The sequence below is a fragment of the Cedecea sp. FDAARGOS_727 genome (assembly GCF_012273235.1).
Classification (GTDB): Bacteria; Pseudomonadota; Gammaproteobacteria; order Enterobacterales; family Enterobacteriaceae; genus Cedecea; species Cedecea davisae.
This window is the reverse complement of sequence record NZ_CP050966.1, coordinates 194109-216115: the sequence shown is the minus strand read 5'-3', so window position 1 is coordinate 216115 and position 22007 is coordinate 194109. Positions and strand designations below refer to the sequence as shown.

Below are 22007 nucleotides of genomic sequence, written 5' to 3'. Positions count from 1 at the left end.
GCCAGCCAGGGAATTATGCGTAAGGCTTATCAATGAAATGCCAGGGATTTGTGAAGAAACTGTCAAGGTCGTACTAAATGCAAAATAAAAGAGTCCTGGTGATTGAAGATGACGCTGACGCGGCTAACGTGCTGGAGGCATATCTCAGGCGTGAAGGCTATAGCGTTGCGGTAGCGGGAGACGGACTGGCGGGCATGAATAGGGTGCTGAGCTGGAAGCCGGATCTTATCCTGCTGGATGTGATGCTGCCCGGGATGAACGGAACGGAGATCCTTGCCGCCGTCAGGCGCAAGGGCAATACCCCGGTGATTATGATAACCGCGATGGGAGAAGCCTACGACAAGATAGGCGCACTGCGCTATGGGGCCGACGACTATGTTGTTAAGCCCTATAATCCTGGCGAAGTAATGGCGCGAGTGCAGGCGGTGCTCAGGCGCAGTAACGTCAATCAGGAAGTAAGAGAAGAAGTTTTACGCCGGGAGCGGCTGGAAATAGATACCGTGAATATGGTGGGCAAAGTCCTGACAGGAGAAGGTGGATTTATCCGTCTCGATTTAACCCTGACGGAGCTGTCGATTTTGACTGCCCTGATGCGGGCTTCGTCCAGGCCGCTAAGCCGCCAGTTCTTGCTTGAAGAGTGCCTGCCGGAAAGCGATGCTCTCGAACGCGTGGTTGATACTCATGTTTATAACTTAAGAAAAAAACTTGAGGCCGCAGGCGTCGAAGACGTTATTTTTAATGTGCGCGGCGTCGGCTACAGGTTCTGCAAACCATGAAAATTAAAAAACATAACTCTCTGCTGTTATGGATCTCAGCCAGAATTATTGTGGTTGCGGTTAGCGTGGTATTTTTTATAGTGCTGGCTATGTGGAGTATTTATGCGGTGCAGTATTATTGGGTGGTACACCGCATGTCGCCTGCTCTTTATGCGGAGTTTTTAACGCTCAGGGAAAATCCGACCTTAGATCTTTTACGTTTTCATGAAATAGTCGATGCGGGGTGGGGGCTTGAATTCAGCACGCCGTCATTAAGTTCGCTTAACTGGGGCTGGCTATTTATTTTCATTACCATGGCAACACCGTTCGTGATTTTAAGATGTTTACGTGCCGCCCGCCCGCTCGCCGCTCAATTTAGCAGCCTTACCGAAGTGGCGGAAATTGTCGCCCAGGGAAGCTTCGAACGCCAGGCTAAGCTGGTGAATGAGTGTCCGGAAGAAATAGTCAGATTTACCCATAATTTCAATAAAATGATAAGCCAGCTGGCGCTATACGAACGTGAACTGAAAGCGGCTCACGTTGCTGCGGCGCACGAGCTACGCTCGCCGCTGACAGCGGCAATGGGGAGGCTACAGGGGATGATTGATCACGTTTTCCCTGCCGATCAAAAACAGCTAAATATGGTGATGACTCAGTTAAAAAGCCTGGGCCGGCTGACCGATGATCTGCATTTTTTGTCTCTCGCAAGCGCAGGGCAGTTAACGCTACAAATGGGCGTACTAAATCTGGAAAGCGTTTTAAACGAGCGGCTGGCCTGGCTTAAACCCCAGCTGGAGGCCGCCGGCATGTCGGTTTCACTGGAAGCTGAAGGCGAGTTTTACTATGTCGGGGATGAGTCCAGGCTCGGGCAGGTATTCAATATTATTATCGAAAATATGCTGCGTTATTGCGCCCGGGGTGACAGCATGCAGATTTGTATGAGCCGAAGCGAGCGGGGGATTGAACTCACCTTCCAGGATTCCGGGCCTGGCGTAGCGGAAGATTATCTACCGCATATATTTGAGCGTTTTACGCGAGGTGAACGCTCGCGAGCCCGAGACTCCGGCGGCAGCGGGCTTGGGCTTTCCATCGCGAAAGAAATTTGTGCTGCCCACCACGGGCGGATAACGGCCAGCCTGCCGCAAGAAAAGGGACTGCTGATAGCGATCGGTTTGCCAGTATGGATCCCTGACAATTAAAATATTAATCTTATGAAGATATTTTTTGTTTTATTTTTAATGTTTGTAATACAAATTGTTAATGATTATCGGTTTTCCTAAAGAAAAACCCTAAAATAAGGTGGTTCTATAAATAAGGCGTGCCATGGGTCCATAGCTTAATGAGCGCTAAATATAACATATCGCCATTCAAAGGCGTGATTAAGTGTAGTGATAATATTTAAAGACTGATCGGCCTTTATTATTTCGACAATTAATAGAGGCCACAGATGAAATTAAAGCGTCTTGCGAGGCAGTATCGCCGCCTGCTACAGCGCTGGCAAACCATGCCTGTTACCATAACCCTTTATGATATCTCCGATGTTCTCGCCTGTAGCCCCCGTTACGCGCGCACCCTGTTAACCGCCATGAGTGAGCAGGGTTGGTTGGGCTGGTCCGCACAGCCTGGCCGGGGAAACAGCGGCTATCTCCAGTGTTTGCTGAATGAAAACGCGCTGCATGAAATAGAGCACCGCCAGCCGGTCAGGGAAACGGAAACATCCACATCCGATTTTTCGGCTTCGTCGGCGTCCTTGCCACTTCATTCTGGCATCAAAATTACCTTCTATCGCCCGCTTGCGGCTATTACTCCCTCATTGCATACCAACTGGGCGGAGCGCCATCTGTTGAGAATGGTTCATGCGGGCCTGACGCGTATCTCGGATGAGGGATGGGTGAGGCCCGATCTCGCCTGTGCCTTCGAGCACAGCGATGACTTTTGCGAGTGGCGATTTTATATTCAGCCGGGGCTGGTCTGGCATAATGGTGAGGCATTGCACCCGGCACAAATTGAAAATTTTGCCCGCGACAGGTTAATGCCGGAAATCGCGAATATAGAGCAGGCAGAGCTGCTGGGAAGCAGCACTCTGATCCTGAGGCTGAAAACACCAGACACGCGGCTTCCTTCCCGGCTGGCGAACCCTGCATACTTTTTGGCGCACCCGGAGGAAGGAGAATGCGGGCTTGGGCCTTATGCTATTGTGTCGCACTCCAGCGAAACGCTTCACCTGAGAGCCTGCGAACATTATTACGGGCGCAAGCCGGTGATTGAAAAAATTGAATATCAGGCGACCTATCAGTTGCCGGAAAAATGGACTCAAATCAGGATAGAGGATTATACCCCTGCCCGCGAAATGGTCAGCCATGCTTCACGAAATGCCGTGGGGATCCTGCTGCTGGCTTTTAATATGAATCGCCCCGGCATTACCCCCGAACAACGAGCGCTGGTGAATGCTCTGGCGAGCCAGTCGGTTGCCGAATTGCAGGCGGAAAATAAGCTGGCAGCCTCTTCGGAATACTTTGATATTGAGGACAGCAAAGCCCCTGCGGATTTTACCGTGCCGCTGCCGGAATCTTTGTCGATAGCTTATTTTTATACCGGGGAGAGCGACCTGATAGTGGGGCGGCTGGAGCATAAACTTAAATATTACGGTTGCCGCTTGAAAAGCACGGCTATTAGCCCTGACCGTTGGTATCTGGAGCGGGGCTGGCACGAGAAAGATCTTGGCCTGGCGTTTTTCCAGCCGGGCCACGATATGGAATTTTCAGTGGAAGATCGTTTCCGAAATGGAACCATGATTCAGACGCTGGTATCGAGCGATATAAAGGCGAGGGTAGAGAAGTTTTTTGCCGCTGCGGCGCTGAGCGATAACTATAAAAAGCATGTTAACCGCGCGGCTCGCCTGTTTCTTAACAGCGATGGCCTGCAATTGCTGTTTTCATACCGTTTCTCGGTCCAGGTTTCTTCGGCGCTAAAAAACGTGCAGTTTACTCCGGAAGGCTGGCCGGACTACTCCAGGATGTGGATTGACGAAAGCTACACCGGGCCCAATGTAGCTCCGGTCATCCAGAATCAAAAACAATCCAGAGCATACTCATTTTGCTAGCGGCTGTGCTGTTTAAGGGTATTCTATATAGATAATGGTGCTGGCTTCATAACTCCCGGCATCGGCATCGGGGGAGATAGATAAAGTGCTTTTTATATTCATTACGTTAGCTCCGGACTTTAAATTAAATATACTGCCGCCAGGATAATCAGTTCCATTTTTATTAAATACTAGCTTTGATATGACGCCGGGTGCTAATTGCAACGTATCCTGACCGATTATTAAGCGAACGCTAATCTCTGCCGTGCAGTTAATCGCCATTCCGGAAATGACTTGTGAAGTTTTAGCGGTAGTCAGAACATTTTTGTGATCTTGAGTGATCTGCGGTATTCCAAACTCACAATATTCATAGGGCGGTGGTGCCTGTAAGCAGCCGTTTGCAGGATAATTTACGGCAGCTTCAAAAAATACTATGCCGGGGATGGGGCCAAAGCCAACGCATAATGCACGAAATCTTTTATGTGTTTGATTTTATTCCGGTTTTATTGTTTTTTTGCCCGGAAAGCCCATGGTTCCATGCATATAACCCGGCTTCACTTATCGTCATGTTTTCATCAATACCTGTTAGCATATTCTCTTTGCTACCATAAGCATAAATGGTGGTAGATGATTTGTCTTTTGTCGTGGTAACAATGCCAAAATTCCCATTATTACCTCCCCCTCCCCCTGTGTAATAGTCTTTTACAAGGATATCCCCCAACGGGCCAATATCCATAAGCTGACTGGTGATGATTAGCTGAATGTGTTCGGTATTTGATGGATCTATTTTGACGCTGGTCACCATCGGGAATAAAGACGCGGTGCAAAGCTGGCTAAACAGCAGTACTAAAAAAGAAAAAACTATCCTGATAGACATAAACATTTCCTTATATGTAAACGGGGGCGGGTTTATTTTACCGTCCACGCTTCGCTAAATTTTTCCCCGGCAAAAAGCTCCGCCAGGCCGCTTATCTGTTTGAGACGCAGCACTTCATCGGTGTCCATTCCCAGCTCCAGGCCTATCTTTTCGTCTTCCCAGCCGAGGCGGGATAAATCCCGCACCACGCCAGACATGGCGTCTATCTGGTGTTTACCCCTGGCGCGGTTATGGCGAACCGTGGCCGCAACCCGCTCGGCCAGCCCCTGGGAGTCGGCGTTTACCACGGTGGCGGGCAGGTAGCCGGTTAGCCCGCCGCTGCTTTGCACGATGTTTTTCCCGAGCTGGTAACGGTGAAATCCATCTACCAGCTGGTATTTTTCTTTTAGCGGCGAAACCACCACCGGCTGGGTAAAACCTTCGGTTTCCAGCGAGTGTTTCAATAGGCGTTTCTCGACCGGAGCCATGGTATTGGGGTTATAGTCATTGGCCGTAATGGCATCCGCGTGCAGCCATAGCACGCAGTCAACCGGCTCATTTTTAAACGGGCTGTGCCGGTGCAGGCGTTCTTTTACCGCATTCTGGGCGGCTATTTTTTCTTTATCACCGGGGATGTTTTGCAGCAGGACATCAAGTTCATGAAGTAACTCATTAAGCGTCATAGTATTCCCCACTGGCTTCTTTTTTTGTTCATGCGCTCAAGGTAGCGCTGGTAATGCCGGGGCTTATTCGGGCTGAACGACAGCATTCGGCACCAGTAATCATTTTTCAGCAGCATTTTGCAGACCCGACGCCAGGAGGGAACATCTTTGTACCCGAGATCTTTCTCCTGCTGGTCGGGAATATTTTCCGGGAAGCCGTGCTGCTGGAACCATTTAATGTAAATGGCAATTTTATTGCGGTAGTGCTCTGCGGTTTGCTCCGGCATGGAGTCGAGCAGGAACATGGCATAACCCTGCCAGTTAAAATGCTCCGGCTTTACCAGCACCTTGTTTAAGGCATAAAAGGCGCCGCTCTGGCTACCGTAAAGCGCTCCGCTATGCGCACCGCTGACTCGGGAGCATATTTCGCCCCAGGTCTCCGGCTCCAGAATATGAAATAACCACAGGCTACGGCGTTGCTCCGGCCCGAAGGGTTCGCAAACCCGCATTGAACGTACCGGAACGCCGGCCTGGTGCATTCTGTCGTAGAGTGCGTTGTAGCAGGCTTTATATCGGGTATTAAAAATCCAGATATCCTCAATTTTCCAGTCGTAGAGAGGTGAAACCGTATAGTAAAAACCCTCCTGAGCCGCCGTGGTCCATGGCTTGTCGTCGGCGTAGCGAGTTTTGCGTTGAGAGGTGATACCGATGTAGCGCTTGTAGGATTCCTCCGCCCGCATGCCGGTTGCAACCGCCGCGCCTTTTCCGCCAGACAGCCAGCGGGAAAATGACGGAACAAACTCTTCAAAAGTCATGGCGTAGTAGTAGAAAGGAAAATAATTTTCATCGGTGATTGCCTGCCCGGGAGGAGGGCGCACCCACTTTTTATCACGCTCCCAGGCAACCCATTCCGGCTGGAACTGCGAGACGCCGTTAATAGTGGTTAACGGAAGCGCAACCCAATAGAAGCTTGAGATAACATCGCTATAAAGCGTCTGCATGCGCACGACATGATCGATGGTGTACTGAAACTGTATTTCCCAGTCGATAAACAACACCGAAAACTGAGTTTTGCGGCGCCGGGCAATCTCCCCGGCAAGATGAAACAGCACGGTTGAATCTTTGCCCCCGGAAAAAGAAATACAGACGTGAGGAAAAACTTCAAACAGCCATTCAATTCTTAACCGCGTGGCCTGCAATACATTCAGGCCAAGCGGTATTTTTGCATCATTCAACTGGCTCACCTTGCTCCGTCGTTATTATCTTTATTTCCCGGTAGTGATTGATTAATTTACAATCGAGCTGGTGACCCTGAATGCCGAGATAAGAAATCATCAGCTGCTTATAGCGGCTTATTTTTTTTATATTAATCCCAAGGCGCTTCGACACCTGAATGGGTGGCATATGTTGAAGCAGCTTTATGACCTGCCCCTGAAGTTGCGTTAGCGGCACTCTTTTATTTTCTTTACCGCTTCGATAGGTTATATGGGCAATTTTTACCGCAATCTCCTGCAGGCTGGCGGAGAGCTTTAGCGAGAAACGCTGAGGGACCAGGGAAGCCAGCACGGAATTTGCTTCGCTGTGCAATAAAAGCTGCGGAACTTTGGGCTTTATACTGTGGAGCATATGGGTGACGCTAAGCGTGCGGTGGCGAGAATATCTGTCGCTGGCGACAATGATGATGCCCTGAACGCTGTCTCCAGGCTCTGCGGGACACTCCTGCCACATCGTATTCCCGGTAATGATGGCGCGCGGCATAAACGAGTGGATTAATAATTTAAGGCCATACATCGCTAAGGGGTTGTCGCTGATAATGATAAATTCGATTTCTTTTGTCATAATTTTTCCCGCCAGCGCGATCAGTGGTAAGTCAGCTCAAATGTTGAAGATGCGGTAAATTCGCCGCGCCTGATGCTGTTGTTTTTGAGCGCTTCTGCCTCACCCTGCACGTAGGCCTGCAACGCTATTTCGCTCACTCCCTTTTGCAGCTCGTGGGTAGAGCCTGCGCCATTGATCTCGACTTTATCGCCGTTAGCTTGCTCTATGCCGATGAGGATCCCGGACGATGCCGGGCTGTCCGGTATCAGGAGCCCCTGAGCATCTGCGTTGCCGCTAAATTTCACCGTTACCAATCGCGCAATATCGGGGTCGCAGTCCTGTAAAACCAGCTTAAAAGGGACTCCGGGCGTTCTCTGATTCAGGTAGAGGTACTTATCAACAATTGTGCCGAAGCTCAGCTCCACCGTTTCATCCCCTGGGGCTATTACGCAGGCTTCTGCCACCAGCGAACCGTGCAGCCAGAGGTTTTGCCCCGGCAGCCCGGCAGCCTGAGCCTGTATCGCGACCGGGGTTAGCAATAGTGCCTGGATACTTTTTATGAGTCCTTTCATTTTGCCTCCTTTATTGATATTGGGCGCTGAGCGTGGCCCAGGCCTCAAATGTGCCTTGCGTTAGCTTGCCGTTGGGGTCTTTTACCGGAACCGCTTCCAGGATTGGAGCCGCGTCTTTATTTATCTCTATTGTCTCCCCGGGGTTTGAACACCGTATTGCCCCGGTAGATTTTTATGCCAAGACTTTGCCGATCGGAGCGCAGCGCATCGCCGTCAAAAGTTGCCGCTTCCCCAATCAGAGAAAGCGTTAGCGCAAGCTCACCTTTGCTTGTTTCCTCGCAATCTATCTGGTAGTTCATTGCCGTACGGTACTGGCTGCCGTCAATTTTGCGGATGCTTACGCTGTCGCCAAAGTTGACTTCCACCCTTGCCCCCTCGCTGATGGTGCACTGCGGTAGCGAATACAAATCCCCTTCGAAGGCTATATCTCCCTCGATTGCGGCGGCGGTGAGCGGCGGTATCAGCAGCCCGATCGAGAAAACGATCGGGAGAAGAGAGATTATTTTCATCATCATGTTCCCTATTGATACTCCACAACCATCCGGGCAGTGGCGGTAAAATGCCCGGTGTCCAGGCGCGCTTTGCCCCGCTTAACCAGCACGGCATTAAGCCGGGGAGTATCCGGTAAGGTGAAGTTAACCGGGGTATTCACGGGCAGAGGCTGGCCGTCTTTCTGTATTGCAATCGCCAGCCCGGTTCTGCTGGTTTCAAGCGTCCCGGCGCTAAAGCCGGAGGTGCCCGAGGCGGTAAGCGTGAGCGCCATATTTTTATCTTTACAGTCCAGGTCATAAATAATCGGCTGGTTATAAATGCCCTGATTAATTTTCTCGATAAACACGTCTGCAAAATTAACTTCTATAGGTTTATTGTTGTTCAGCACGCAGAGCGGCTCTTCAAGCGCCACTTTTACCGTAAGATTCATAAAGGGCACGGCTGCCTGTACGGGTGACATTGCCCAGCTCGCGAGCATGGCTGCTGCCAATAAAAATAATTTCCTTTGCGCCATCATCTTTCCTTAATTAATTCCGGGCGGGGAAGGGCAATTACTTGTCCACGACTTTGCAATGGTCGGTACTACAGCCGAAATTTAGATCCGGACGCCCGCCGTAATCATTTATATAGGTCAGCACCGGACTGGCTCCCAGACCGTCTGCGGTAACCGACAGCATGGCGCTGCTTTTCGGGGCAACCATCAGCGGCCTGAAGCTGGTATTGTTTTGTGCATCTTTATGGCTGGCGGCATTGATCAGCGTGATGTAATAACCCGTTGGGTTATTTACGCTGTATTTGTTGCCCTGACGCGTAAGCGTTAGCTGGTTTTGCACCGGCTCTGCGTTAGGCGCAATTTCCAGCGATGCCGGGCGGTAAAACAGCTTAATGCGCGTTTGCAGGGCCAATTGCAGAGTATTGGGCTTGCTGCTCTTCGGTGGGATTTCCCGCAGACTGAAGTAGAACAGCGATTCGCGGTCCTTTGGCAGCTTCGCCATGTCAGGCAGTGCCTGTATTCTGAGCTGGCTGGATTTGCCTGCTTCAATACGCTGAATCGGCGGCAGTACCATCAGCGGTTACCGCCAAGCACTTCGAATTTCCGGTAGCCAATGGCACCCTCCGTCAGAGTGCCCTGTACTACGGAGGTTTTGGCTTCGGCGTTATCGCCCAGTCTATCGAGGTCGATCCTGACTTTGCTGGGGTAAAAGCTGGCGATCTCCGCGACGACGGCTTTGCCGAACATATTGGTGCGGGTGCTGCGCCCTCCGGCCTGCACCGGGACACCCGCTACGCCGTTGGTATCCACCAGCATGCGCGTTCCGCCGTTTATGCCGCCACGGTGCAGCGCACCTCCCTGAGATGTCAGCGTGATACCGCCCTGAGCCGATAGCGCCAGAGAGCTGTAGCGCCCCTGCTGATAGCTGGCATTGGCGGTGAGTCTTGCGCGATCGCCCTCGTGGGTAAGGAAGCCACTGCCGTTAACCCCGCTGCGGGCGGTCCCGGCGGAAAGCTGATAGGTATCCCGCTTGTTCAGGCGGTCGTAATAGCCAAGATAATGCGTGGTATCGTTGCTGTTAGCCGTTGAGCTATAGCTGATGCGGCCCTGTCTTTCCCAGGGCACGGAGAGCGAGAGATAAGCGCCGTCATCGCTGGTATTGTTGCTTTTGTTGCGGTAGAGCGACATTGAAGCGCTGATGTTTCGCCACCTGCCAATATCAAAAAAACTCGACAGCAGCAGGCTGTAACGGTCACTGTTTGTCAGGTTCCTGTACGTCTGGTGGTTGTAGCTGAGGTAGCCGCTCAGGCCGAGGTCACGAAAGCTTTTGTTCAGCGAGATGGTGTAGAGTTCTTTACTGCCGCGGGTATAGTCTCCGTTTCGCTTCGCCGTCAGGTAGTCGCTCATGCTCATGAACTCACGTTCGGAAAAGCGGTAGCCGGCAAATGTTACCTGGCTATCAAGCTCATCAAAGCGCTTTGAATAGCTCAAACGGTATGATCGACCTGAAAGTGTTTCTGCCTTCCAGGGTAGCGTTGCGCGTGACTGAGTGGCGTCAAACGAGAGTGCGCCAAACATCATCAAGTCCCGGCCAACGCCGCTCGAAATGGCAGCATAATCATTACTGCCGAGCAGGCCACCATAGAGCGACCAGCCGTTACTCACGCCCCAGGAAAACTCTCCGCTGGCAAAAACAGAGTCGCTAACGCCGCTATCGATATCGCTCGGGCGGCCCACGGCCAGCTTGTAGCGCACGCTGCCGGGGCGCGTCAAATAAGGAATATTGGCGGTGTTAAGGGTAAACGTCTGTACCGAACCGTCCTGCTCTTCGACCCGCACATCCAGCTGCCCGGTGGTGGCGTCGCTGATGTCCTGAATGCGAAACGGGCCTGAAGCAACCTGGGTTTCATAAAGCACACGGCCCTGCTGGCTTACCACTACCGTTGCGTTTGTTTTTGCCACTCCCGTAACCTCTGGCGCGTAGCCGCGCAGATTGGGCGGTAACATGCTGTCATCGGACACGAGGCTCGCTCCCGTATAACGGAAGCTGTCAAACATGCCCGAGTCGAGATAATTCTCACCCAGCGTCAGGCGTGAGCGTAGAGAAGTAATGGCCCGGTAGGCGTAGTAGCGGCTCCACTGAAACGGGTTCTGGCTGGCATTTTGGCCCTGTGGCGTAGGGGCAATCGTGGCCTGCCAGTCGGCGCGGATGTGCCATGCGCCGTAATTAATGCCCGTAGTCCCGTTGCCGCTGAGGGTGTAAGCATCTGCTCCACCCTGGCGGTTGCTTTGCGCCCGGCCGTTGAGGTTGTAGTCGAGCAAAATACCCGGCAGGCCGTTATCCCAGCGGGAAGGTGGGTCCCAGTTTTCCGCGCTGTACTCAAGGTAAGTTTGCGGCATGCTGATGTAGACCGCGTTTTGTGCTAAATCGGCACGAATTTCCGTTCCCGGTAGCGAGTCTACCCGCAGACATTTTTTGCCGACCTGCCAGCTGAGCTGCCGCAGGTACTCCGGCTTTAATCCGAATAGATCTATTAATACAGGAGACAGGCACAATTCACTTTCTTTGGGGTTAGCCTGTGGCTGATAGAAAACAACTCGCTGTTGAGATAAACTACTTTTATTAAGGAATACCGCCATCTCATATTCGCCGGGCATAATATAACCGCTGTGCGAGAAATTACTTAAATCAACGTTTTGTCGGTCTTCTGAGTCAAGCACATCAAGATTAAACTCAATCTCTTCACTCTTCCCAATAGCGTGACCTGCAAAGGAGTCTATGGCAATAAAAATACCCAGACTTAAAAAATGAGGATGAAAACTAACTTTGTCGCCTTTATTGTTTTCCATGGCAATAACCATTATGTAGACTTCTGCATTCCTTTGGGAAACGGGAGGGAATAAAGTCTAACTCCGTTATTTGATGCCATTTTTAAATAATGGCACGTAAAAATAAGCTATACCCAGGCGGGTAAATATCAGACCGAGATAACCGCATTTTTTATTAGCAAATTCAGTCGCTAACCTGCAGGTCTAAATAAAATAATGAATTAGTTATAGTCTAATGTGAAGTTGGCAATGGCGGTAAATTCACCGGGCACTACCGGTTTTTCTTCGCTGCCAAAGCCTTTCAGGTTTGCCGAAAAGTCCAGCTCGTTATTTCCGGTGGCGAGGTTATAAGCCGGGGAGGCTTCACCCATTTTAATCTGCCGGCCTTTGTAATCATTGATGGCAATAGCAGCGCCACTGGCCGAACCAATGAGGCGCAGCAGGGTGGTATCTTCATCGGCCTGAAGACCTTTAAATGTAGTGGTCACGGAGCCAAGCGTTTCGCCAGAACAACCTTCGAGCAGGATTTTAAATGGCTTAGGTGTGGAAGTACTGCCGTTGCTAAGGTGCAAATTTGAGGTCGCCCCCAGCTCAACGGTTTGATCGGCGGTGTTCGGGTCCATAGAGCAGGGGGCATCAACAATAGAACCACTAAAGTTAACTTTTCCCGACCCGCCAATACCTACGGCACTGGCGTCACTGGCGGCACTGGCGTCACTGGCGGCACTGGCGTCACTGGCGGCACTGGCGGCACTGGCGTCACTGGCGGCACTGGCGCAGACCATTGCGCCAAAAGCTACGGTGAAAATAAATTTCTTCATTTTCAGTTTCCTTATTAACCAACATGATATATAGCTAAGTTGAGGGCGCCGTTGCGGAATATGAAACTGTTCTACCATGGAGCGCCGTTAACTGTATTGATCGGGCAATAAGTGTTATTGCCTCGCAGGAAGCAAGTTTGAAAACTGCTTTAGCCTGAATCCTGACGACGGGTAGTTTTCCATCAATGTTGATAGCCGTCAAATCAGGAGGTAAATTGCGTTTTTTGTTTTAACTTATTGAATTTAAATTAAAAAACATATTTTTTGAATTTAAATATGTACTTAATGATGGTCACGAACGGAGTGTAATATTGCGAGGTAAGGATACTCATCCGCTTTTATCAGCATAAAACTCTGGTTGCGTGGAATGTTCTTAGTGGATTCATGGCCTGGTTAGATTCTAATCTTACCTGATAAAATAATGTGTTCTGCCCATCCCGTCTTATATTCGCAAATGTCACCTTTCGCCCAGCAGGGACAAGCATAACGAGAGTCCTTACGGGCGAAGCTGGTATATCTTCAGGTTTATTTTCTTTGCGATTCTATTATCTGATTTATTTTTTCAATATACACTTCATACAAATCAGACGGCGTATTTGCATAACCTATTATCACCCCATTTGCTTTTATTTCCGTCCCGGGAGCACAAAATAGCGAGAGTGGAAGCATATTTATGCCATGCTGCTGTGCCTGCTCGACTAATAATTTGTCGTTGATTTCTGCAGGAAGATTAAGCGTGAGTTGGGTACTGCCGTGCTGGCCGCTTATTTCATATGAGCAGTGCAGGCACTTTTTAAGGGCTTTTATTAGCTTATCTCTTTTTTGCTGGTACGCTTTGCCCATTTTATTGAGATGACGAATAAAACGACCGCTTTCGATAAACTCGGTGAGAGTGAGTTGAGTCAGGCGGTTTCCTCCGTGCGGCAACGTGAGCAGCGATGCTTTGAGCTCAGGAGACAGCGAGGGGGGCAGGACAGCAAAACCGATGCGTAAAGCGGGGAACATCATTTGGCTGAATGAGCCGATATAAATCACCGGGGCCTGACTATTTATTCCCTGCATAGAGATAATGTGCGGGCCTGCATGATGAAATTCCCCGCCATAATCATCTTCTATAATTATCGCATTATGTTTTATAGCATTCTCAACAAGGCTTACTCTGCGTTCAAGACTCAACACTGCGCCGCTTGGGTATTGGTTAGAAGGGGTGAGGTAAATGATTCTGGGAGGGTATTTTTGCCACATCTCCAGGCTGGGGTTGATGCCATCCCGGTCAACGTCGATGGGTAAGACGTTGAGTCCGGCGTTACGAAATGGGCTTTTGGCAAACTCATAACCGGGATTCTCTACCCACACCAGGTCACCTTTTTGGGTAATGGGGCGCAGGCACATTTGCAGCGTTTTATGCAGCCCGCTGGACAATATTACCTGCTCCGGCATGCAGTTAACGCCCCTGGAAGTGGCCAGGAATGACGCTACGGCTTGTTTTAAGGCCGGTTCGCCGTCCGGAAGCCCATAGTTAAGTATGGTCGAGCCGGCTTTACGTGAAGCCCTGTCTTCAGCCCGGCGCCATTCATTATGTGGAAATATATTCAATGCAGGGATGCCGGGAAAAAATGCCGAGTTAATGACCTGCTGGGTGATGTCAATAGAACCCATAGAAATTGCGGACTTATTCACCGCCGCCGGAAGCACGGAAGCGCTTTCTGGAGACATAGCGGAAATACGTGTTCCGGTATTATCGGATATAACAAACCCTTCTGCAGCCAGCAGTTCATAAACAATGATCACAGTATTTCGACCGATATTCAGCGTTTCGCACACTTTGCGTGTGCCGGGTAATTTGTCCCCGGGCTTTAATTTTCCCTCGTTGATGGCATTTTTTATTCGGTAATATAGCTGTTGCTGTAATGAGTCGCCTGACTCCCTGGATAAAGGCGAGTTGAGAAAATCAAAATCAGGAAAATGCATAGAAGGCTTCATGGTATCCCTAAGATATGAAAGACCTGCGTGCTAAATAGCCAAGTATTGCAGTTTTGCCGGATAGCCTACAATACATATATTTATACAATAGGAATTATCACCTTTAATTCACTGCTGATTTATGGTTGCGTAGTCAATTCTAATGCTTTTGAGGTATCTTTTTACTTTTAAGGAGTAAGTTTGTTACCTGTTGCCATAATGGCAGTTTTTCATGTTCGAAGGCAGTGAATTTAACTTTGGGGCAATATTAACTTTAGCTACCACCGAGGGATTGAGCAAAATAAAAGCGGAGGATCGACATTTGGCAGGTGAAAGCCGCCCGCCAGAAATAGTGCTATTTATTAATTATCAGCCAGCGAAAGTATTACCCGGCATTTTAGCCGGGGTTCTACCCTGTGGCGTGTAGCTCAGCTAACAAATGCCGGGGGATCAAATGCGGTGACGGGCGGCAGGGTTTCACACCAAAGCTCTATCTCTACCCGGCAGCTTTGGGCGCTACAGCCCTGGCCCAGGCGTGAAGAACCCCGGTCTTCGGTCAGCACGTTTGGGTTGCCGTGCTTATCAAGCGACCCCGGCGTCGCCGGATCCAGTGGGTCATACCAGGCGCCGGTGGAGATTTGCACCACGCCTTGCAGGATTTGCTCACTGATATGCACGCCCGCCAGGATAGCGCCGCGAGCGTTAAATACCCGCACCACTTCGCCTTCATTAATTCCGCGCTTCCGGGCATCTTCAGGATGCATCCACAGCGGTTCGCGCCCCTGAACTTTAGTCTGGAGGCTGACGCTGCCGTGATCGTACTGGCTGTGCAGGCGCGTGCGCGGCTGGCTGGAAAGCAGATGCAAAGGCCATTGTTCCGCCTCGCGCTGCTGGAAGCTGGCTTCTTCTTCGTCCCAGAACGGGTAGCCCGGGCATTCGCGGTAGCCAAACCCGGCTACCGTTTCAGAATAAAGCTCGATTTTCCCCGATGGCGTGGAAAGCGGGAAACGCTCTGGATCGGCACGGAAATCAGCCAGAAATACCTGCGGGGCAGCCGGGGCGGTAAACTCCAGTTTTCCCTGTTCCCAAAAGTCATCAAACGGCGGCAAATCGACGCCATCTTCCCCGGCGCGTTCGCGCGAGGACTCATAGAGATGCGGTAGCCATTCGGCGGCGCTGCGGCCTTCGCTAAATTTCTCATGAAAACCGAGCCTTTCCGCCAGCGCGCAGAAAATAGCGTAATCGTCTTTCGCTTCTGCCACGGCGGGAATTTGCTGGCGCATGGCAATCATAAATCCGTCGTGGCTGCTGCTGCCGATGTCATCGCGCTCCAGTGAAGTGGTGACCGGCAATACAATATCGGAAAACTTGGCCTGTGCCGTCCAGTATTGCTCATGGGCAACCACGGTTTCAGGGCGTCGCCAGGCTTCAACCAGCCGGTTGAGATCCTGGTGATGGTGGAAGGCGTTGCCTCCGGCCCAGTAAACGAGGCGAATATCCGGGTAGCGGCAAAATTTGCCGTCGAACTCGTATTCCCCGCCGGGATTTAGCAGCATGTCCGAAAGACGTGCCACCGGGATGACCGTTTTTACCTTGTTTTCCCCTGCGGGCAGGCGAGGGCCGGAGAAGGGAACTCGAGCGGCACCGGCAAGGTTGGTGCAGGCGTAGCCAAAGGCCAGGCCGCCGCCGGGTGTCCCTATCTGGCCGAGCAGGGCGGTTAACGCCACCGTTGCCCAGTAGGCCTGCTCGCCCTGGCGGGCGCGCTGAATCGACCAGGAAATATTGACCATGGCGCGCTTGCCGGACAGGGTTCGCGCCAGGCTCAGAATTTGCTGCTCGTCGATCCCGGTAATGGCCGCTGCCCAGCCTGCGGTTTTTGCCACGCCGTCTTTCTCGCCCAGCAGGTAGCCGCGCAACTGTTCAAAACCAACGGTATGGCTGCCGATAAAGGCGCTATCGTGCAGGGATTCGGCGACCAGCGTATGGCAAAGCGCCAGCAGCAGCGCAGTGTCGGTGCCGGGCTTAATCGCCAGCCATTTTGCATCAGGTATTGCGCTAAGATCGTTCTGCACCGGGCTGATGTTGACGAACTGCACGCCGTTTTGCTCAAGGCGTTCTAGCCAGTGCTTCAGCATATGATCGTTCGCGCCGCCGCCGTTGACCTGGGCATTTCGCAGCGGCAGTCCACCGATGGCGACAAACATCTCGCAATGCTCCGCCAGCACCGAAAAATGCGTGTGCTGCTTATGCAGAGGACTTAGCGGCCCGAGAATGTGCGGCAGGATGCGTTCGCCCGCCGCGCTGCTGTAGGTATTCGTGCTGGCAGTATAGCCGCCAAACCCTTTAAGAAAGCGGTGCAGCTGGCTTTGAGCGTGGTGAAAACGTCCGGCGCTGGCCCAGCCGTAGGAGCCGCCGAAAATAGCCTCGTTACCGCAACGCTCCTGTACCGAACGAAGATCCCGCGCCAGCAGATCCAGCGCTTGTTCCCAGCTCACCTCTACAAACGGCTCTTTGCCGCGCCCTTCGCGGGATGCCGGGCCATTTTGCAAATAGCCGAGGCGAACCGCCGGGCGGCGAATGCGCGTATTACCGGTGACGGAATCCGTTAAGGACTGACCAATTCGGGAAGGGTTTTTATCCCACTTGACGGGGGAAACGGCGGCGATACGTTCGCCTTCGGTCGTGACCTGGTAAGTGCCCCAGTGCATTACCGCCAGCTGATGTTCGGCTTTCATGCTCGTACCATGCTTTGTTAATAGCGCTAAACCGGCATCATAAAGGTGGAAACAAGAAAAAATAAAATCCGCTCAACAATGCGAAATGGGGTAAATGATCGCAATATCAGTTGATGCTGTTTAATTTTTATAAAACGGCAGTGTTTATAATTAATCTTCCTTAATACATCGCTGTTTAATATTATTTTGTAATTTTAAAAATAAAGCCAAAAAATGGAGTTGCCCTTTGTTTTATTGTGGTTGATTTTTTCTCTTGTTGCTGTTTTACATGTATTTTATTCATGTTCATAAGGGTAGTTGCAAAGTGACATAGGGGCGTGACTATGGAAATATAAGATATATCTATTTTTTATTTGGGTCGGGTTCTGCTTGTTGTCATGCTGTGGCATTAATGACCAATGAATACGGGATAATTATAGCAATGAAGGTTAAAAAAAGAATTTTGTCTGTCGCCTTGGGCCTGATGACGCTGGCATCCGGGGCTGCTTTTGCCGCAGACGCACTTTCGTTACAGGGTAAAACCATCGGGGTTGCGGTAGTGGGAACCCAGCATTTCTGGGATCGCGAGGCTTATAAAGGCGCGACCGAAGAGGTTGAAAAACTCGGCGGCAAGGTTATCGGCGTTGACGGCGGCAGAGATAACCAGGTTCACGCTAACAACCACGATATTCTGCTGTCGCGCAAAGTTGACGCGGTCATTAGTATTTTAGGCGACAGCGCGGTTGAGCCTAAATTCAAAGCGCTGCGAGATGCCGGCATTCCGGTATTTACCGTTGACCATGTTTCGCAGTATTCCGTAAATAACACTACGTCCGACAACTACACTCTGGGTTCAACCATTGGCCGCTATATGGCAGATGCGCTGGGTGGGAAGGGCAACGTGGCGGTATTTAACGCATTTTCTAACTCATTGCGCATTTGCGGTATTCGTTATGACCAGTGGAAATATGTGCTGAAGGATTATCCTGGCATTAAAATTATTCAGCCGGAGCTGGCAGAGCAATTTGCTAACTCGCCGGAAGACGCCCGCAAGAAAACCCTCGAACTGCTGAGCCAGTACCCGAAAGGCAAGCTGGATGCTATCCACGTAGCCTGCTGGGACCAGCCCGCAATCGGTATTGTTCAGGCTCTGGAAGAGACCGGGCGTGATAAAGACGTGAAGGTAACCGCTATTGACGCTGGCCCGGAAACGCTGGAGATCATGGCAGAAAAAGACAGCCCGCTGGTGGCAAACGTCGCCCAGCAGCCGCACCTTATCGGCCAGACCTCCGCCGAGAACGTGGCACGCTACTTCGCAGGCCAGAAGCTGCCAATCCAGACCTTTATTCCGGTTATCCCGGTTAAAGGCCCGGATGAAGCCAAAGCCGTATATAAAAAACTAGGTTACGGTGAACTGAAGTAGTGAACGCAGCAACGACGCAGCGCGGTCTGGTGATGGACCGCATTAGTAAGCGCTTTGCCAATGTGGCCGCGTTAAACGCGGTCACGCTGACCATCGGGCCGGGTGAAATTCACGGCCTGATCGGTGAGAACGGGGCGGGCAAGTCCACATTAATCAAGATTCTTGCCGGGGTTTATCAGGCCGATGGCGGGACGGCAACGCTTGACGGCGTTCCGCTTCCGCTTGGTAAGCCTGCGGCTATAGAGGCTCAGGGGATCCGGGTTATTCACCAGGAGCTGAACCTGATCCCACATTTTACCGTGGCGGAGTCGGTATTTCTCGGCCAGGAGTATCACCGCGCGGGCGGTATGTTGGACTCCCGGCGCATGCGCCAGGCCACGCGGGACTTTTTCCTTTCTACCTGGCAGTTGACTATCGACCCGGACAGGCTTATTCGCCAGCTCAGCCTTGCCGAGCGCAAACTGGTGCAAATTGCCAGAGCGCTGATAGATGGCGCGGCAAAACTGGTGGTGTTCGACGAGCCTACCGCGCCGCTTGAAGCCCACGAAGCAAGCCTGGTTTCCGATGCGATACTGCGGCTGCGGGATCAGGGCATCGCCATCCTTTATATCTCCCATTACCTGAACGAAATCGCCTCTTTGTGCGATCGGGGAACCGTGCTGCGTAATGGGGAAGTTGTGGGTTATCCCGACCGCGAAGTATTACAGAATACCGACGCGGTGATTCATATGATGGTGGGTCGCGAAATCGAGCGGCTCTATACCCCTCGCCAGCACGAAGCCGATGCTTCAGCCGACGAGGTGCCGCTGCTCTGCGTACGTTCACTTTCCGACGGTCAGCAGCTCCAGGACATCAGCTTTGACATTCATAAAGGTGAAATCGTCGGCGTGGCGGGCCTGCTTGGCGCAGGGCGTGACGTACTGGTGGATACCCTTTACGGGCTTACCGTTGCTAAACGGGGCGAAATAGCGATAAACGGGCGTGTGCGCCGCATTCGCTCTCCACGACAGGCTATTCGGGTCGGTATGGCCCTGGTCCCCCGCGATCGCCGCCATCAGGGTCTGATCCTGCCGTTTTCAGCCGCCGACAATATCAACCTTGCCTCGCTGCACGAGACGGCCACTTTGGGCTGGGAGCACCGTTCGCGTGCGCTTCAAAAAGCCCGCGACTGGATAGAGCGGCTCAGCATTCGCCCCGCTAAACCGGAATTGCCGGTGCGCTATATGAGCGGCGGCAACCAGCAGAAAGTTATCCTTGCCCGCTGGCTGGGCACCGACGCACGCCTCTTTATCCTTGATGAGCCAACGCTCGGCGTGGATATCGGCGCCAGAAGCGACATCTATCAGCGCACGCGCCAGCTGGCCGACCAGGGGCGCTCTGTGCTGGTTTCTTCGAGCGATGCCACCGAGCTGCTTGGCCTGTGTGACCGCATTCTGGTGATGTGGCGCGGTTCGCTGGTGGCGAATTTGCCGACCCGGGGGCTAACGCTTGATGCGCTGCTGGCAACGATCAACGGTGGGCAGGAAAAATCTTTATGAGCACTGAAATTCGCAGCTTCGTGGCTCGTCGCTCCGTTGCGCTGTTTGAAAAATTCCCTCTGCTGCTGTTTGTGGCGCTGCTGGTCTGGCTGAGTATTCAGTCCCCGTGGTTCCTGAGCTGGCAAAACATCAGCCTGATGCTGGTGCAAAGCGTGCCGCTGGCCATCCTGAGCTTTGGCCTGGTCTGCGTGATTGCCGCCGGCGGGGATGATGTTGTCTCCGGAGGCATCGATCTCTCGCTCCCGGCCATTGCTGTGTTTGGAGTAGCGTTGCTGAGCCTCGGAATGACCGACTGGCTGACGCCGTGGCCTCTGCTATTGCTGCTGGTTGCCGCCCTCAGCCTGCTTTGCGGCGGGATTAACGCTCTGCTGGTGCTGGTAGCCGGGCTGCCGCCGTTGCTTGCCACGCTCTCGACTTCCGTGGCTTTTACCGGCCTGACCGACCTGCTTACCGGCCAGCGCCGCATCAGCGTAAGCGATCCGCTTATGGTGGCATTCCGCGACGGCAGCCTGCTCGGCGTGCCTTACGCGCTGATTTATCTGCTGCTGGTTTTTGCTGGCTTCCAGTTTCTACTGCATTACACCCGCTTCGGCCAGCACCTGCAGGCTACCGGCGGCAGCAAAGATATGGCCCAGATGTCCGGGCTTAATGTGCGCCTCCTGACGCTGGCCTCCTGGCTGATTGCCGCCGTTGCCGCCGGGCTTGCCGTATTCCCGCTGCTGGCTCAGGGCTCCGGCAGCTCCAGCGGAACGGCAACGCCGCTGCTGATGGAAACGGTGCTGGCAACCTTCCTCGGCGCGGCATTTTCCCGCCGCCGCGTGGTGACCATTTGGGGCGCTTTGCTGGGCGCCATTCTGGTTAACGCTTTGTCTAACGGCCTCGGGCTGCTGGGCGTGAATATTTTCTGGGTCGGCGCGATTAAGGGCGTGCTGATTCTGGTGGTGCTGGCGGCTTCCGCCTTGCAGCAGAAGGGGAGCAAATAATGAAAGTCATTTCTGCCGCGGCGGCCATACCGGCAGGCGAGTCCGGCAAGAAACCGCTCGCCTGGCTCTCCCGCGCCGGCTTTGTCCTGGTCACGCTATTCTTTATCGTGCTGTTTAGCCTGTCTAACCCGGTATTTCTGACGCTGGATAACTGGAGCAATCTGCTACAGGGCAGCGCCATTCTGCTGATTGTGGCGCTGGCGATGACGCTTATCGTTAGCGCGGGTGCTATCGATCTTTCGGTGGGCGTCGCTATCGACTTCGGCGCGATGATGGCGCTGATTGCGCTGAAAACCTGGCAGCTTCCGTGGCAGGTGGCGGTGCTGTGCGCCCTGCTGGGCGGGGTGATGATTGGCCTGGTTAATGCTTTCCTGATTCTGGCCTGCCGTATCAAACCGTTCCTAGCCACGCTTGGCACCTGGTTTATCGCCAGCAGCGCGGAGCGTATTTACACCGACGGCGGCGGGGCGATTTCGATGCGCCGCATGGCGCCGGAATATCATGACCTTGCGGTGGGCAATCTGTGGGGCATTCCGATGCCGGTACTGATTGTGCTGGTGGTCTGGCTTGCGGCCTGGCTTCTGACCGAGCGAACCCTGTTTGGCAAGCGCGTGCGCGCCGTAGGGCAAAACAGCGAAGCCGCGCGCATTGCCGGGATCGCCGATAAACGCACTCTCTTCTGGGTGCTGATTGCCGCCTCGGCGATGTGCGCCGTCGGCGGCATTATTCTGTCGGCTAACCTGCGGCAGTTTACTCCGCTTGCCGGGCAGTCCTACCTGATGGACGCCATTGCCGCGGTCTTTATCGGCACCGCGTTCCAGCGCCAGGGCCGGGTAAGCATGGGCGGAACGCTCGGCGGAGTGCTGTTCCTGGCGATTGTTGATAACGGCCTGAATCTGATGGGGCTTAACTACCTGGTAAAAGATGCGCTGGTCGGCGTGATTCTTGTGGTGGCGCTGGCCGTATCGTTCTGGCAGGCGCGCCTGCGTCAGCGGAATGAGTGAGGA

Annotated in this window: 18 protein-coding genes and 1 pseudogene; 7 read left to right on the top strand and 12 right to left on the bottom strand. The window is 52.6% G+C overall.

The features are described 5' to 3' along the window. Positions 1 to 77: 77 nt before the first annotated feature. From FOC35_RS01140 to FOC35_RS01130, 3 genes are all read left to right on the top strand, one after another. Complete coding sequence (locus FOC35_RS01140; RefSeq protein WP_172567904.1) at positions 78 to 776, top strand: response regulator; 699 nt, start codon at positions 78 to 80, stop codon at positions 774 to 776. Further along, positions 773 to 1954: a cell wall metabolism sensor histidine kinase WalK gene (locus FOC35_RS01135; RefSeq protein ID WP_172567903.1), complete on the top strand. Its 1182-nt coding sequence runs from the start codon at positions 773 to 775 to the stop codon at positions 1952 to 1954. The genes FOC35_RS01140 and FOC35_RS01135 overlap by 4 nt, the downstream gene beginning before the upstream one ends. A gap of 248 nt (positions 1955 to 2202) precedes the next feature. Continuing rightward, complete coding sequence (locus tag FOC35_RS01130) at positions 2203 to 3858, top strand: SgrR family transcriptional regulator (protein WP_172567902.1); 1656 nt, start codon at positions 2203 to 2205, stop codon at positions 3856 to 3858. A gap of 457 nt (positions 3859 to 4315) precedes the next feature. On the opposite strand, the gene FOC35_RS01125 is transcribed toward FOC35_RS01130, so the two are convergent. The 12 genes and pseudogenes from FOC35_RS01125 to FOC35_RS01070 all read right to left on the bottom strand — a co-directional run bounded on the left by FOC35_RS01125 (position 4316) and on the right by FOC35_RS01070 (position 17077). Next, positions 4316 to 4714, bottom strand: coding sequence for a hypothetical protein (locus FOC35_RS01125; RefSeq protein WP_172567901.1), 399 nt, complete (start codon positions 4712 to 4714; stop codon positions 4316 to 4318). A gap of 32 nt (positions 4715 to 4746) precedes the next feature. Then, positions 4747 to 5376 (bottom strand): ParB/RepB/Spo0J family partition protein, encoded by a 630-nt coding sequence (locus FOC35_RS01120; RefSeq protein ID WP_172567900.1) that lies wholly within the window; start codon positions 5374 to 5376, stop codon positions 4747 to 4749. Beyond that, positions 5373 to 6590, bottom strand: a complete 1218-nt coding sequence (locus FOC35_RS01115; RefSeq protein WP_371810776.1) for a phosphoadenosine phosphosulfate reductase — start codon at positions 6588 to 6590, stop codon at positions 5373 to 5375. Before FOC35_RS01115 ends, FOC35_RS01120 begins: the two co-directional genes overlap by 4 nt. Then, on the bottom strand, positions 6583 to 7194 hold the full coding sequence (locus FOC35_RS01110) for a hypothetical protein (protein WP_172567898.1): 612 nt from the start codon (positions 7192 to 7194) through the stop codon (positions 6583 to 6585). Before FOC35_RS01110 ends, FOC35_RS01115 begins: the two co-directional genes overlap by 8 nt. Positions 7195 to 7214: 20 nt before the next feature. Further along, positions 7215 to 7745, bottom strand: coding sequence for a fimbrial protein (locus FOC35_RS01105; protein ID WP_172567897.1), 531 nt, complete (start codon positions 7743 to 7745; stop codon positions 7215 to 7217). A 116-nt stretch (positions 7746 to 7861) separates the two neighbouring features. Continuing rightward, positions 7862 to 8254: a fimbrial protein gene (locus tag FOC35_RS01100; RefSeq protein WP_172567896.1), complete on the bottom strand. Its 393-nt coding sequence runs from the start codon at positions 8252 to 8254 to the stop codon at positions 7862 to 7864. 11 nt (positions 8255 to 8265) lie between these two features. Then, on the bottom strand, positions 8266 to 8667 hold the full coding sequence (locus tag FOC35_RS01095; RefSeq protein ID WP_172567895.1) for a fimbrial protein: 402 nt from the start codon (positions 8665 to 8667) through the stop codon (positions 8266 to 8268). A 121-nt stretch (positions 8668 to 8788) separates the two neighbouring features. Further along, positions 8789 to 9310: pseudogene (locus FOC35_RS01090) on the bottom strand (fimbria/pilus periplasmic chaperone); the annotation flags it as partial. Further along, the gene (locus tag FOC35_RS01085; protein WP_254065342.1) at positions 9304 to 11580 is read right to left on the bottom strand and encodes a fimbria/pilus outer membrane usher protein; all 2277 of its coding nucleotides are present in this window, start codon (positions 11578 to 11580) and stop codon (positions 9304 to 9306) included. The pseudogene FOC35_RS01090 and the gene FOC35_RS01085, both read right to left, overlap by 7 nt. Positions 11581 to 11780: 200 nt before the next feature. After that, the gene (locus FOC35_RS01080; protein ID WP_172567894.1) at positions 11781 to 12380 is read right to left on the bottom strand and encodes a fimbrial protein; all 600 of its coding nucleotides are present in this window, start codon (positions 12378 to 12380) and stop codon (positions 11781 to 11783) included. A gap of 525 nt (positions 12381 to 12905) precedes the next feature. Beyond that, positions 12906 to 14363, bottom strand: a complete 1458-nt coding sequence (locus FOC35_RS01075; RefSeq protein ID WP_172567893.1) for a PLP-dependent aminotransferase family protein — start codon at positions 14361 to 14363, stop codon at positions 12906 to 12908. A gap of 407 nt (positions 14364 to 14770) precedes the next feature. Then, entirely contained in the window at positions 14771 to 17077 is a 2307-nt protein-coding gene (locus FOC35_RS01070) for a molybdopterin-dependent oxidoreductase (protein WP_172567892.1), read from the bottom strand. 421 nt (positions 17078 to 17498) lie between these two features. Between FOC35_RS01070 and FOC35_RS01065 the strand changes: the two genes are divergently transcribed. From FOC35_RS01065 to FOC35_RS01050, 4 genes are read left to right on the top strand one after another with little or no spacing between them, the layout of a single operon-like run. Continuing rightward, positions 17499 to 18479, top strand: coding sequence for a sugar ABC transporter substrate-binding protein (locus tag FOC35_RS01065; RefSeq protein ID WP_172567891.1), 981 nt, complete (start codon positions 17499 to 17501; stop codon positions 18477 to 18479). Positions 18480 to 18511: 32 nt separating this feature from the next. After that, positions 18512 to 20017, top strand: a complete 1506-nt coding sequence (locus tag FOC35_RS01060) for a sugar ABC transporter ATP-binding protein (RefSeq protein ID WP_172570297.1) — start codon at positions 18512 to 18514, stop codon at positions 20015 to 20017. Continuing rightward, complete coding sequence (locus FOC35_RS01055) at positions 20014 to 21000, top strand: ABC transporter permease (protein WP_016535748.1); 987 nt, start codon at positions 20014 to 20016, stop codon at positions 20998 to 21000. The genes FOC35_RS01060 and FOC35_RS01055 overlap by 4 nt, the downstream gene beginning before the upstream one ends. Beyond that, positions 21000 to 22004, top strand: coding sequence for an ABC transporter permease (locus FOC35_RS01050; protein ID WP_172567890.1), 1005 nt, complete (start codon positions 21000 to 21002; stop codon positions 22002 to 22004). The genes FOC35_RS01055 and FOC35_RS01050 overlap by 1 nt, the downstream gene beginning before the upstream one ends. Positions 22005 to 22007 lie beyond the last annotated feature (3 nt).